The 15,582-nt window shown below is 38.1% G+C and carries 8 protein-coding genes; 1 reads left to right on the plus strand and 7 read right to left on the minus strand.

The annotated features are described in order from the left end of the window. Positions 1–24: 24 nt before the first annotated feature. The 7 genes from G7051_RS00785 to G7051_RS00815 all read right to left on the minus strand — a co-directional run bounded on the left by G7051_RS00785 (position 25) and on the right by G7051_RS00815 (position 11,418). Positions 25–1,122, minus strand: coding sequence for a LamG domain-containing protein (locus tag G7051_RS00785; protein ID WP_166197773.1), 1,098 nt, complete (start codon positions 1,120–1,122; stop codon positions 25–27). A 14-nt stretch (positions 1,123–1,136) separates the two neighbouring features. Beyond that, a complete protein-coding gene (locus G7051_RS00790) occupies positions 1,137–2,570 on the minus strand; it encodes a RagB/SusD family nutrient uptake outer membrane protein (RefSeq protein ID WP_166197775.1) in 1,434 nt (477 codons plus the stop codon). A gap of 10 nt (positions 2,571–2,580) precedes the next feature. Next, positions 2,581–5,601, minus strand: a complete 3,021-nt coding sequence (locus G7051_RS00795) for a TonB-dependent receptor (protein ID WP_166197777.1) — start codon at positions 5,599–5,601, stop codon at positions 2,581–2,583. A gap of 17 nt (positions 5,602–5,618) precedes the next feature. After that, positions 5,619–7,358, minus strand: a complete 1,740-nt coding sequence (locus G7051_RS00800) for a hypothetical protein (RefSeq protein ID WP_166197779.1) — start codon at positions 7,356–7,358, stop codon at positions 5,619–5,621. Beyond that, positions 7,339–8,601, minus strand: coding sequence for an MFS transporter (locus G7051_RS00805; RefSeq protein WP_166197781.1), 1,263 nt, complete (start codon positions 8,599–8,601; stop codon positions 7,339–7,341). The genes G7051_RS00800 and G7051_RS00805 overlap by 20 nt, the downstream gene beginning before the upstream one ends. Next, positions 8,601–9,650 (minus strand): glycoside hydrolase family 130 protein, encoded by a 1,050-nt coding sequence (locus tag G7051_RS00810; RefSeq protein ID WP_166197783.1) that lies wholly within the window; start codon positions 9,648–9,650, stop codon positions 8,601–8,603. Before G7051_RS00810 ends, G7051_RS00805 begins: the two co-directional genes overlap by 1 nt. Before the next feature lie 139 nt (positions 9,651–9,789). Next, positions 9,790–11,418 (minus strand): alpha-glucosidase, encoded by a 1,629-nt coding sequence (locus tag G7051_RS00815; RefSeq protein ID WP_166197785.1) that lies wholly within the window; start codon positions 11,416–11,418, stop codon positions 9,790–9,792. A 155-nt stretch (positions 11,419–11,573) separates the two neighbouring features. On the opposite strand from G7051_RS00815, the gene G7051_RS00820 reads away from it, so the two are divergent. Next, positions 11,574–15,566 carry a hybrid sensor histidine kinase/response regulator transcription factor gene (locus tag G7051_RS00820; RefSeq protein ID WP_166197787.1) on the plus strand — a complete coding sequence of 1,331 codons (3,993 nt, stop codon included), beginning with the start codon at positions 11,574–11,576 and terminating at the stop codon, positions 15,564–15,566. Positions 15,567–15,582: the final 16 nt, after the last annotated feature.

Genomic DNA, 15,582 nt, shown 5'->3' on the forward strand with positions numbered 1-15,582 from the left:
TTTATAAATTATATGCGGGTTCTTTTATTGAACCTGAGTTAACTCTTCATTATAAAGAGCTTTTACTTGTCCTTCAACCAAAGCTATATTATAGAATTTGATCTCGTCCATCGCTCCTTGGAAATGATCCCAAGAGGTTGGCGTATTCCACCCTGACCAATTCCATGCCGCCAAAGCTTCCTCATAGGTAGTTGCTGCACCAATCATCAACGGTAGTTGTTTATTCAATGGCGAAGCATAAGGAGCCATTTGTCCTCCTGCCAAATTAGGTTTATTGGTCGTAGTCCACTCCTTAGTCAAGCGTCCGTTTACATAGAACGATAACTTTTGGGTGCTAAGATCTAAAACAACTATTACATGCGTCCATTTGCCAGGCGCTACAGATTGATCGTACTCATTGTCGGCATCTGTAAATCCTTGAGTTGTTTGAATCGTAAAGAACGCCTTTCCTTGTTCTTGTATCTGGAATTTCCAATTGTTCCAATAGTTTAATGAAGCAACATAATTTCCACCTTTTGTTACATCGGGTTTTAACCAAACGGCAATACTTAATTGTTGTCCCAAGAAATCAGCTGGGGCGTAATTAGGAATTTCAAGATGCGAACCATTTTTGAAATAAATAGCTTTCCCTTTTACTCCATCCACAAACTGAGGTAATCCTGTTGTCGAAAATATTTCAGACGGACCGCTTGTAAGATTAGCTGTCAGTTTTTTCATTCCATCGCTTACCAGAGAGACTCCTTCTCCCTCATCAAAACTCCAGCCTGCAATAAGGGCTTCGACCGGAATGCCGATAAGTTTCGAACGTGTAAATTTACTCTTAGCTTCATTCAGGTGTATAGTCAGATTTTTGACTTCTTGACTCGAAACGATGTCATTATCTACTACATTTTGAATAACGTCCAATATTTTTTTGAATTCGTCGATGCTTACTTCCTCATAATCAACCGTAGTAGCCGAATTTAAAAGAAGATAAGAGTCTGCCAGTTCTACTTTAAGAGCAGTGGGGTCTCCGGGTTCGAAGACTTCGTTGTCATCGCTGCTACATCCAACCCATAGAGGTAGTGTAAGCAATAATGAAATTGCCAATACACCTATTTTAGTTAATTTATTCTGTTTCATAATCTGTTTCTTTCTTATTTGATACCATGATTAGAATCTACTTCTGTTTGAGGTAGAGGGAAATAATAGCGGGGCGATTCCCATTTGAAGTTAGGTCCGAGAGCTGCCGTTGCTACTTCTTGCCCCCATCTCATTAAGTCAAAGAATCGATGAAATTCAAAGCCAAACTCTCTGCGGCGTTCTGTATAAACTGCCGATCTCATTTGCGATTGGCTTACAGCTTTTACTTTATCAAGACCTGCTCTGGCTCTTACTTTATCCAATGTGGCAACAGCATCCGAAAGATTACCTTTTTCGGTATAGGCTTCGGCTTTCATCAGAAGTATATCTGCATAACGCATATAAATATATGGAAGTCCGCCATCACCTTTAGTTCCTGTTGGTACCTCTGTTAATGGTTGATTATGCTTTTTTACTAAATAACCGGTTACACTCCAGGTAGGATCGAAAGGCACTCCGTTGACCCAGTCGTGACCGTCACGACCTATCGAAATATCAAGGCGAGGATCAGTTTTACCATCCACAGTAGTTTCGTCAAAAGATGCAACGTAGCTGGCAGTAGGGGCATTGAAATAGTACCCATTTTCCACCAGAGGGGCAAACCATTGATTTAACGAATTACCTACTCCCGGATTTTTGTTACTCATATGACGTACGGCAAATAAAACTTCTTTGCTATTTTCTGCTCCCAATTTAAACAGGTTGGCATAATTCGATTCCAAAGTATATCCTAAAGGTTCAACATTATTTGTGATTGTCTGAATACACTCATCCCATTTTTTTTGGTATAGCTGAGCTTTAGCCAACAGACCAAATGCTGCTCCTTTAGTTATCTTCCCTTTATCAGCCGAATCGTAAGTGGCAGGTAATACTGCTGCCGACTCTTTCAGGTCTTTTTCGATTTGAGCATATATATCTGCCACTTCACTCAATCCCAGATTTACGTTTGATGTAGAAGTCGGCTCTAATCGCAACGGCACTTTCCCCCAGATGTTTACCAGATTAAAGTAATGGTATGCTCTGATAAATTTTGCCTGTGCAACCATCTGTTGCTTTGTAGCATCGTCTATTCCCGAATTATAAACACCGTTGATAACATTGTTGGCACGGCTTATTCCTTCGTAGGTAAATTGCCAATAGGTAAGTAAGATACCGTTAGTCGATTTTACTTCGAAGTTATCAATAGAGCCAATATCTGCCTGATCGCCGGGATTACCTCCTTTTACAGCATCATCGGATGCAACGTCGCCAAATACCCAAATCATATTTGAGGAAGTGGTAAAACTTAAGTTATTATAAACAGCTGTCAAGGCTAAATTAGCGTCGTCAACATTATTGAAAATAGTTTCGGATGACTGCTCACCTTTCAATGGCTCGTCGAGAAAGCTTTCACATGATGTGAAAAAGAAGCTCCCTGCTAATGCTAATAGTAATATCGTTTTTTTCATGTCTCTTCTTTTAAAAAGTTAGATTAACACCTAATGTAAAGGTCTTAGCTACAGGATAAGTACCCCAGTCGATACCATTTGCTTTATCACCTTCACTTGCCGAGTTGGCACTTACAGTCATTTCGGGATCAAGTCCGCTATATTTAGTAAATGTCAATAAGTTGGTTGCACTTCCGTATACTCTAAGATTGCTGATCAATTTTGATTTCAGAGCAAAAGTATATCCTAATTGTACGTTCTTAAGCCTTAAATACGATGCATCTTCCAAGAAACGTGACGAAACCATTACGTTATTAGACTTAGCACTCCACGAAGCTCTCGGATGTGTATTTGATGTACCCTCACCTCTCCAGTAATTATCATAATAGTCTTTAGAGACATTAAAACCTCTATAGAAACCTTCTGTTTCGTGACTTATCTGATTATATACATCATGTCCGAATGCACCTTGGAAGAAAACCGAAAGATCCCAATTATTCAGATTACCTTGCAGATTCAGACCCAATGTTTGTTTCGGAATAGAAGTACCCATATGTTTTCTGTCTTTTTCGTCAATCACACCATCTCCGTTCAAATCTTTGTATTTAACATCACCGGGTTGAACGTTTGATCCTTGATAAGCTGATTTTACAATCTCGGCTTCGTTTTGGAATATTCCATCCATTTCATACAGATAGTAAGAACCTAAAGAATGACCTTCTTCGATAAGTTTTGCATAGATACCGTTATCCACACGTCCTGCTTGAATAGGTGCATCAAGTTTCAATACTTCGTTCTTCAAATATCCCCAGTTTAAGGATGCAGAAAACCCTGCATTTTTATATTGCTTTCTGATATATAGTTCGACATCAACTCCTTCATTTAGTACTTTACCGCTATTAACCCAATAAGGTGCAGCATTTCCTATAGATGGAGGAAGCGGTGCTTTTATAAGCATATCTTTAGTCACTTTATGATAATAATCTACACTAAAACCATACTCGCCTTTCAAAAATGCCATATCCAAACCTAAGTTCAATTGGTTACTGGTTTCCCATTTCAGATCGGTATTGCCTAACTGTGTTTGAGCATAACCTGTTGATGGATCACCTCCACCGAACGGATAGTTATAATAGGGCATGTATTTATCTGAGTAAGCATACAGGCTTACATCTTGATTTCCGACTGCTCCCCATCCTGCTCTAAGTTTCAATAGATTTACAACGGGAGTAAGCGGTTTGAAAAATTCTTCTTCATTTACATCCCATCCTGCCGATATAGCATAGAATGTACCCCAACGGTTTCCTTTAGCAAAACGAGAAGATCCGTCTTCACGTATCAATGCCGATAAATAGTATTTATAATTGTAGTTATAATCTACTTTACCAAAAAACGATAATAAAGAAGATGCCCAATCGGCACTATATCGTGTATCTCCATTAATTGAAGATCCGAAGTTCTTATTTGTTCCGTTATAGCGGATTGCTTCGGTACCTACCATGGTGGTCAAACGATGCGATTCGTTAAAAGTATGGCTGTTACTGAATACCGAATTAAGAGTCCATCCTAAATTTTCGCTATTATCACGGCTTTGGCTACTTGGGTTATTGATACGATCGTTTGTACCCCATGTATGATTGTAGGCTTTAACTTCACTTTTCGAGTAATCGATACCAAAGTTTGTATTCCAAACCGTATTATAAGGTAATTGTACTTCGACATTCACCTTGCTGAGTAATGTTGTTTCGTCTCGTTTACGGTCTGCCATCTTCGCTACTCCTATAGGATTATATCCATCACCAAAGAAACTGTCATAAATAGCATTACCAAAATATTCGCTTGGTTTATCTACCAGTTTACCGTTCTGATCGTAGGTAGGTATGGCCGGGTTACGCATGAATGCGTATCTTACAACACTTCCGCCATCGCTATTACCGTATCCGTCGCCCGAACTTGGAACCAGGTCGGTTGTGGATTTTCCTGCATTTGCCGATAATCCGATTTTCAACCATTTGGTAGCCTGATAACTCAGATTAGTACTTCCTGTAAATTTCTCGAACTTACTGTTTTTAATAATACCTTCCTGATTGTAATAACTACCTGATGCCAGATAATTGAATTTATCATTTGCACCGCTTACCGATACATCATGTATAGTCATCAGAGCTGTTTGGAAGATTTCTTTCAAGTGATTTACATCTGCAAAATCATCTCTAAGCCAACTTCCTTCAAGAAGCTCTCTTCCATCATTTTTAGCGGCTGCATTGTATATATTGATATACTCGCCAGTATTTGCCATTGGAGTTAAGTGACCATGTACCTGAGCTCCAAATTGTCCATTGTATGATACTTTTGCTTTACCTTTTTTACCTTTTTTTGTCGTGATCAACACAACTCCGTTATTTGCACGAGAACCATAAATAGCTGCTGCTGAAGCATCTTTAAGAACCGATATATTTTCAATATCTGTAGGTATTACTGAGTTCAAGCCATTGGTTGCCGGAATACCGTCAATAATATACAACGGATCATTTGATGAGTTAATAGAACCAGCTCCTCTGACCCGTACTGATGCACCTGCACCCGGAGCACCACTGGCAGTAGTTACCTGAACACCTGCTACACGACCTTGCAGAGCTTCTGCTGTATTTGAAACCGGTAATTGAACCAGTTCTTCTGATTTCACATTTGTTAGGGCACCCAAAACTTCACGTTTCTTTTGTGCTGTATATCCAACTACAATCACTTCGTCCAATTCCGAATTCGAAGCCAGCTTTACATTAACTGTGCCTGCATTCTGAACGGTAATTACTTGCGATTTATAGCCTACATAAGAGAAAGACAAACGGTCTCCTTTTACATCCAGAGTATAGTGTCCATCCAAATCGGTTGCTGTACCATTGGATGTTCCCGGCTCCATAATTGCAACCCCAATGAGGGCTTCTCCGGTAGCTGCATCTGTTACAACTCCGGATATTGTTTTTATCTGCTGTGCCAATAAGGTAATACTGGTGAGCGATAGAAACATTATGAATAATGCTTTTTTTAACATGGTTTGTTTAATTTAGATTATTGGTATGAAATTGTATATTTTCCATCTGCTATTATTTTACCGTTCTCTACTGCCAATTTTGTTCCGGCAGGAAGAATAACTAAAACACGTGCATCATTTGCTCCAATTTTGAAATCGGATGCCGATGAGATATTTTTAGAGACATATTCTTTTGCAACAATATCAAACAGGTCAACAGGTTGCTTTGTCTCGAAACGTACCGCTTTTTCTTCGTTATGAGGATTATAATACAGATAAGTAGGGAATTGACGTTCTGCATAAAAATCGGTTACATTACAGTTCAATTGTAAAATTCCTTCTACATTGGTTTCTCTCACCATGGCTCCGAAAATACCCATAGGAGATGAACTGTAAACGCTGAACATACTTTCGGTTGGATTGCCTTTCGCCCATTTTGGACCGTCGCCAATCGCTACAGGCGATACCCCTTTGAGTTCGGGTTTACCGTAATCATCTGCCTTACGTAATCCTTCGTACGAAATATTATTATCTGTCAAGTTTTTCAACTCAGGAGCCCATTGGTGTTTATCATCAATATCCTGAGGAAAAAACAGACGACAGGCATTTACATTGTTGAGCATCCATTTACCGATTGCTTTTGCATATTGAGGTTGGTATTTTACCATTGGAACAAAAGGCCAAGCGGGTTTAATGCTGTTCATGCCGAAAGCATAGCCTCCACCATCGGTAATACTTCCTTGAAGACCGTTTACTTCATAATCACCCCATTTACCTACGATAATTCCCCAGCCATAGCGTCCGTCAGGATTTGTACAACCGTCAAAAGTCCAGTTAAGTAACTTTTGAACATCGTAGTTAGTTCCTTCTGTTGCATTCAGATAAGCTGCCGTATAGGCTCCAAGTGGTAATAGTATTTCGTAAAAACGGCTTTCTTTTTGTGCCAATAATGCTTCAACTGCACTTTTAGCATGTTTCAAATAACGTGGATCGCCAAATTTCAGATAAGCACAAAGCAATACATAGGCATGACCTCCCGCTGCATCTTGTTGCAATGGAATGTGGTTTACCATACCTTTCATTTGTGCATAGTCGAAGTACGAATAGTCGTAATTACCATTCAAGATAGAGTCGGCTTTTACAAACTGCTCGGCAACTGTACGTTGAATTTTTTCTGCACCTTCTACATTGGGGAATACATCCGAAACGGCATAAAACAATGCATTAGGAAACACGTCGTACCACCAGTCTCTGCCATATCCGCCACCCAGCATACCTACACTTGGTGTTGTGTTGTTCATCACAATATTCCATCCGTTATCGGTATTGAAATAGTTCTGAATCATTTTCACATAGTTATAGCCATCTTGATTTGTTTTGTCAATTCCGACAAGTCCTGCTCCAAGAAGTGCAGCCAAAGAGTTTAAACTCTCGTGAAATTCTCCGTTGTTGACATCTTTGCCCTGACGTACATCTTTTACGGCAGTATATAATCCGAAGGTAGTTTGATCTACATTGCGTCTGCTGTCGTCTAACCAGATAAGGTTACCTACATCGCTTTTGTTATTCCAATCGAAAACAAAACTATCGAAAGACTTCGATTTTGTTTCCCAATCAAGAATCTTGTATGGACTAGGCATATTGGGCATAGAATCGACACGTGCAATAGATACCTGTGCGACTTTCTCGCCAAACGATTCGTTCTTGGTACTTGAACACGATACAAACGCGGCCAAAACAAATAAACCTAATAGATACTTAGTTTTTTTCATTTTCATCAATCATATTAGTTTGCTTAATAATATTCTTTGCTAAAGGATAAGAGATAAGCTGTAATGCGGCTACTATTATAAGTGCATATTTGAGGGCAAAATCTTGCGATACGCCGTATGCGAGAAAAATAAATAATATTAAACCTGATGCTCTTCCCAAAAACAACCCAAACTCGTGGCTAAGGATATAGGCATATTTGTTTCTGCCTTCTATTTTAGATACGGTATCAATTGTTTTCATCATAATAGGGAAATATGCCAAATCGAACAACGGTTGGAAGATTACCTTACATAGCACAAAAACAATTACTCCTACTGCCGAAAATAATACTCCGTTAAAGAGTGTACCGGCGAAAAATATAACCAGTCCTCCTACGAAAATTTTAATTCGATCCTCGGGTTTAGCAATTCGTCCCAGTATATATACCAGAACTGCTGTTAAAGCACCGCTCAAACCCTGTATAAGTCCGAGTGAACCTTCATCACCAACCAGTTTCATTATTAGGATAGCCGGAGCCGTAACCAAGAAACCCTGTACCATTCCTTTTAGAGATGATAACACTAACATCTTTCTCCATAGAACATTAAAACGGAAATAGATGAAATCTCGTTCGATGGGATTTACAAATTTACCTCTCCACAACACGATTGTTGCCAAGATGGTAAGTGCAATTACACCGATTGTTACTACCTGATACGCCAAATTAACATCAAAAGTTATGCCTAAAACATTTACCCCGTCTATCTGACTAAGGAATGCTCCGATAACAAGCGGCACTGATATAGAGGCTATTGAAAAGAAGAAAGACTCTAAGCCGAAGAAATAATTTCGGTTTTCGTCAGTCGTATTATTCAATGTCAATAAATACCTGTTTGTCCAGAAGAAACCGGCAGCCGCACCCATCGAAAAGCCTGCAACACCCAATTCCATAAATCCTAAGGACTTGATTGTCATCATTGCATACATAGATAGACCACTTACCAATATACCTGCTGCATATAATACCTTGACATTAACAATACGTAACAAATATCCATTAAGGCAAGAGGTAAACACAATACCCACATACATAAACAATTGATAGAAAGCTACCGATATAGGGTCGCTTGTATTACGCATAATATAAGCACCTATAAATATTTCTACCACAGGCAGCACGAGGGCATAGAGCATGTTTGTCATCAGCAGGGTACGCATATTAGGTTCCTGCTGCTTGAAAAACAAATATTCTGATTTTAATTTATTCATTATGCTTGTTTAAGTGATTTTAAGATCTCAGAAATCGAAAATTCAGCACCACATATTACCTCATCACTAGCTCCGTAATACATTTTGATTGTATCACCTTCTACTACGTGACCGTTTGTGAATACTACATTACCAAAGAATCCTGTTTGCTCATACTCTGCAATAGGTTCCATAATAGGTTCTTTGCTACGGGCAAGTACTTTTGATGGATCGTTCAGGTCTAATAGTAATGCACCTAAGCAATAACGATGATTGTAATCAGCTCCGTGATAAATTTCCAACCAGCCTTCTGATGTTCTGATCGGAGCAGCTCCTGCTCCTACACGGGCACAATCCCACATACCTTCGCGGGTGGTTGCAATACATTTGTGACCTCCCCAATGTAAACGGTCGGGCGATGAGGATATCCAGATATAATTACCTCCTAATTCGGGGCTACTTGGACGGTGTAAGGTGTAATATTTATCACCTATTTTTTCTTCAAATAATGCACAGTCTTTGTTATGTGGAGGGAAAATCATTCCATGACGGGTATAGTTTTTCCAGTCTTTAGTATGGATAAGTCCTACACCTACGGCAACAGAAGATACTTCAGTGAATGTCAGGAAGAATCCGTCTTCGGTAGTTGCTACACGGCAATCTTCGATTCCGAAAGCTTCAAGGTCTCCTTCTCCGAAAATAGGAGGATATTCTGCTTCTTCCTTAAAGTTAATACCGTCTTCGCTTGATACTAAACGCAGATAAGACATAGTTGTCAAATAATTCTTGCCATCGTATTTAATGACACGAGGATCGGATGCATCCAATTTAGGATCGTCTTTTCCGAATGATACAACTTCTATTTTACCTTCTTTATTATATACAGGAAAACTGATAACATCGTCTTTCTGTGTAGGACGTTCTGCTACACGAAGCAACAACCATGTTTTACCGTTAAATTTAAAAACTCCGGGATTTAGTAGACAGGTTATCTCCATTCCATTAATTCCGGCTTTCAGATCTGCTGGTCTTAACAATGGGTTCTGAGTAAATCTTTTTGCAATATCCATTTCTTTTATTCTTTATGTGGTTAGTTTATTTTGTTATTCTTGAAACAAAGCTATCGTGAACGCTATTTCATAAGGTGTACTATATTCTCAAAAGGGTATACACGTGCTTTACAACATGTTTTCCCGAGTTTTTTGAGTTTTAGTTCTTATAAATAATAAAGCTGTTTGATTTGAGTTCTTTACTTCCCATTAGGATAATAGCATCTGCCGGTAACTCTATTTCTTTTGGCAAGCCGAAGTTGATTATTACCGTAATTTTATCACCTTCGAAAGATCTGGTAAATGAAATTTGGTCTTCTTCGTATTCCAGATTATCGTACGTTCCATATTGAAGTGCCCTTTCGCTGTTTCGAAGTGCTATCAACTTTTTATAAGTATTGAGAATCGAATTCTTTTGCGGAGTAAGTGCGGCAACATTGACCGTTTTATAATCCGGATTAATTTTAATCCATGCTTTTTCAGCAGAAAATCCCGCAAAAGCATCTCCACTCCATTGCATGGGGCTGCGTGATTTATCTCGATTATGCTTATTTCCGAAGATAAGTGCATCTTCGGGACTTTTACCTTCGTTCAATGCCAATTGGTATTGAGTTCTGCCTTGTATATCGACCATTTCGTCTAAGCTTTGGGCTATAATATTGTGCATCCCGATTTCTTCGCCATAATAAATAAAGGGTACTCCTTTTGCGGTAAGCATCAAAGCAGCCAGTGCGGTAGCACGATCCGGATCACCATCTGCCAGCCGATCTATCATTCGGGGCATATCGTGACTGCCGAAAAACAGAGTCGGATAATTACTCATGTTCTTTTCCATGCTTTGCAGTTCATCAAAGATTCGTTGAGCAGAAAATTCTGCGATGCTTCCAAAATTGAAATTGAAAACCACATCCAATAAATCCTGAGACTGGTATTGTTTCAAAACTTCAATTTTATCGCTTCCTATTTCACCGACTATGAATCGATCATCGTATTCGCTTACCGTAGATTTAATAATACGCATGGCATTTTTTACACCTTCCTGATTAATATCGTTTATGTGATCCTGTTCTCCGTCTTTTGTGGGATTATCGGCTGTTATGCCATCGGTATTCAGAAAATTGATTACATCTAGGCGGAATCCGTCTACTCCTGCATCGAGCCAAAAGCGAAGTATATTCTGAACCTCAGCTACCACTTTGGGGTTTGCCCAATTGAGGTCTGCCATTCGTACATCGAACTTGTGATAATAATATTGATCGGTCAGGCTGTCTTTCTGCCATGCCGTTCCTCCGAAAAATGATTCCCAATTGTTGGGTTCGTCTTTCCATATATAATAATCTCGATAGGGATTATCTTTCGATTTTCTGGACTCTTGAAACCATTTGCAATCGGTAGAAGTATGATTGAGAACCATATCCATAATTACTTTAATACCTCTTTGATGTGCTTCTTTCAGAAAGAGATCAAAATCGGCTTTTGTACCATATGTAAGGTCTATTTCGTAATAATCGGCAATATCATAGCCGTTATCTACTTTGGGCGAAGTTAGAAAAGGGGTAAGCCAGATGCCTTTTATGCCTAACGGTTGTAGATAATCTAACTTTTGAGTCATTCCTTTAAAATCTCCATAGCCATCGCCATTACTATCGGCATAGCTGGGCATATATATTTGATAAAAAACAGATTCTTTCCACCATTTTTCGTCAGCTGTTGTTTCTTGGGCAATACCTGTATTGACGTTTATCATCAATAGAAACAGGATTGTACAATTCAATAAGATCGATTTCATAAATAAAATTTGTTTTGGGCAAAACTATAGCTAACACCTGCGAGCAGGGTATACTATATTATCAAAAGAGTATACAGGTGCTATACAACATGTTTTCAGTTATTTTTAGTAGTTTTGCATAGACTACTTTTGAGCAAATTATCAGAATCGTACCTATGGAAAGTTTATCTAAAATATTTCCCTTAAAATATATCCTCGGAGTGTTATTGGTAACACTCTCACTGAATACATATGCAGCGAATGTTGTGAAATACCTTTCGAATATCAACGGACTATCCAACAATTCGGTAAACTGTATCTTCGAAGATTCGGAGCACATTGTATGGATTGGTACATGGGATGGATTGAATGCTTATAACGGACGCGATATTAAAACGTTCAGATATAATAAAAACAATAAGTATTCGATAAGTAATAATATTATCAGGCAAATTGCAGAACAAAATACTGATTACTTATGGATATCAACCGATTATGGGGTCAACAGATGGGATAGAAAGACACAAACTTTCACCAATTACTTTTCGGGACCCGAATATAAAGTTCCGAAACAGGAAAAATCGTTTATGCTGGGATTAACTTCATCCAAAAAGATAATCTGTTTTGTAAAGGAGCAAGGTTTATTTTATTTTGATGATGAAGCTCAATTATTCAAGCTAATAGATATTCATGTAAATGGTGAAATAAAAGATTTTCTGGTTGACAATAACGATAACGGCTATTTCCTGCTTAATAATGGTAAGATCAAACAATATAAAATAGAGCAAAAGAGTAATAATAGTATTTCGTTTACCAATCGTAAAGAGATAAAAAATGATGTGTTTGTTGACAGGATCTTTTTTTCGGAAAATAAGCTGATTTTGACCTCCTCCAATGGATTATCGATATTGGATGAATCGTTATCAACAATAAAACACCTTGATTTTAATCTCTCGAAAGCTATTTCACAAGCCATATATCATAAGAATATATTGTACATTAGTTTTTATGAAGGCGGATGTTTAAAATATGATCCGAAAGAAGACAAGCTATCCGAAGTAGAAGGGGTTTCGGATCGTGTGCCGATATTTACCATGTATTTCGGCAATCAGGATATTTTATGGATAGGCAGCGACGGGCAAGGGGTATTGCAGGTATACGAATATGCTTCTCCTTTTAAAACGATAAAAACGAATCACCCGGTGAGAAGCTTTTGCCAAAATCCGGATGGGGATATATTGATCGGAACTAAAGGGGATGGCATAAAGCTGTTGAACAGACAAACAGGTAAGATATCTGATTATAAAAATATTGCCAATGGTTTAATTTCCAATTCGGTATATGCTATTAAAAAAAATAAGGCAAACGATATATTTATCGGGACAGAAGGCGAAGGTATTAACATTCTCCATACCAAAAGCAACCGTTTGCAAAAATTGAACATTCCTTCTAAATTTCCTGTTTTTAAGGCTGTTTACAGTATCTACTTTTCGAATAACGATTCGCTGCTTTGGCTTGGGACTTCGGGTTATGGTTTGATCAGAATCAAACTTAACAAAGTAAATGACGAATATGTTGTGGAAGATGTAGAGCAGTACATTTCTTCGGATCAACGGAAATCGCTGAATAACGATGTAATTTACACTATTATTCCTTCGAGCAATAAAAATGAGCTATGGTTCGGAACAAGAGGAGCCGGTCTTAACAAGGTAAATACTAAAAGCGGTACTTTTGAGAACTTCGAAGACATAAACAGTGATATTTCACTCACCAACAATGATATATTGTGCTTACTGAACAGTAGTGACAATAATTTATGGATAGGTACCAGCTACGGATTGAACAGGGTAGAAACAGAACGTATTCCGAAAAATATATTTCAATATACCGAAAATGAAGGTTTAAATAACAATACGATCCATGGTATACTCGAAGATAAAGCGAAAGATATATGGGTAAGTACCAATCTGGGAATTTCCAGAATATATTCTTCTTCCGGAAAAATTGATAATTATAAGCTTATTGATGGATTGCAGAATGACGAGTTTTCGGATGGGGCTTATTTTAAGGACAACGACAACAACCTTTATTTTGGAGGTGTAAGCGGTTTTAGTTATTTCAATCCCGAAAATATTCAACTTCGTAACTTCGACCCTATTCTCAGCCTGAGTAGCCTGAAAATTTATAACACAGCACAAAATATCAATGAAAGAATACAGGATGGTGTTTTACACTTATCTTATGATGAACGTTATACCACATTTTCTTTTATAGCCAGTGATTTTATAAATAACGAAAATTGCGAATATGCTTACCGTCTCTCGAATTACACCGAGGGATGGATTAATAACGGTAACAACCCGAACATTGTATTTGCCAAACTTCCTCCCGGAAAGTATAAACTCGAAGTTAGAGCGACTAATGGAGATAAGGTATGGAGTAATAATACGTATGAGTTGGAAATTAATGTATCTCATCCTTGGTGGTTGAGTACTCCCGCTATTTTATTTTATATTCTATTGGCGGTAGTTATTCTTTATATCGTTCAATCGGTTATTAAGAACCGTATCAGACTCAACCGTGAGCTGTTCCTGAAAAAAATAGAGAAGGAACACCAACAAAAGGTGTACGAGTCGAAGCTAAATTTGTTTACAAATGTGGCTCATGAGTTTTTCACTCCGCTGACTCTTATTTATGGCCCTGCTCAACATTTATTAGAAAGTGTAAAGCTCGATAGTTATACTAAGAGATATATCCAGATTATAAAGAACAATGCTGAACGGATGCAAAAACTCATCAATGAGTTGATGGAGTTCAGAAAGACTAAAACGGGACATACCCCTTTACATCCTGAAAGTATTGATATAAAATTACTGACTGACTACGTTTCGGATAACTATATTGAAATGGCTCAGGAAAATAAAATAGATTATCTGGTGACTGTGAAGGATACTTCAACCATCAATACCGATAGGGATTCATTAGAGAAGATATTTTTCAATCTGTTTTCCAATGCTTTTAAATATACGCCCCGAAATGGTTATATCCATGTAGATGTGTGGCAGGATGGAGAACACGAAAATGTATTGAATATGACGATCCGAAATTCGGGAAAAGGACTTACCGATAGTCAGATGGCTGAGATATTCAATAAGTACAAGATATTTGACGATACTCCTAAAGTACAAAGTGCAGTAAGTACGGGTATCGGCTTGAATCTAACGAAAGGACTGACCGAATTACTTGGAGGAAAAATCTCGGTATCAAGTAAATTGGGAGAATCGGTAAAGTTTACGTTGACTATTCCTCCTTTACTGAAGGAAACTCCAAACGTAGTGAACGAAGAAGCCTCTACCCCACTTCAAAGCAATTATTTGCTGAATATTCAGTCGAATAAAAAAGTATCTATCCTTATAGTGGAAGATGAGAAAAATATTACCGAATTACTGAAAGATATTCTTACACCCTATTACACGACACAAGAGGCTGTAGACGGTGAAGATGCTTTAAATCAGATAGAAATTAATCGACCAGATATCATAATCAGCGACATTATGATGCCCAATCTGGATGGAATTGCGCTTATCGACAGATTGAAGTCGAATCCGAAAACGGCACATATACCTATCATCAGTATTTCGGCAAAGAATACAATTGAAGATCATATAAATGCTTACAAGCATGGAGCCGATTTGTATATCAGCAAACCATTTCATCCGCGTCATGTATTGTCAACGATCGAAAACCTTGTAAATAAACAAGCTACTTTAAAAGAATATTTCAATTCGACTATGTCGTCCGAAGTGGTACGTGATGGAGTAACCATGCATCAGGAAGGTGAAAAATTTCTGGAAGATATAATTTCGTTTATCGAAAACAGTATGGATGATGAGTCTCTCAATCCTAATGCCATAGCCGATTTTCTGGGTATAAGCAAGGCAACTCTATACAGAAAACTGAAAGAGCTTACGGATAAGACTCCGAGTGAATTTGTTCGGACTATACGCCTGACTCATGCTTCAAAATTACTCAAATCGACACGATTGACTGTCTCGGAGATTATGTTTAAATCGGGGTTTACCAACAAATCTTACTTTTATCGCGAGTTTGCAAAGCAATACGATATGTCTCCTAAGGAATATCGAGATGCCAATAGTTCACCTGCATAATATGTGGTTTAACATC

It is taken from the genome of Dysgonomonas sp. HDW5B (assembly GCF_011299335.1).
GTDB lineage: Bacteria > Bacteroidota > Bacteroidia > Bacteroidales > Dysgonomonadaceae > Dysgonomonas_A.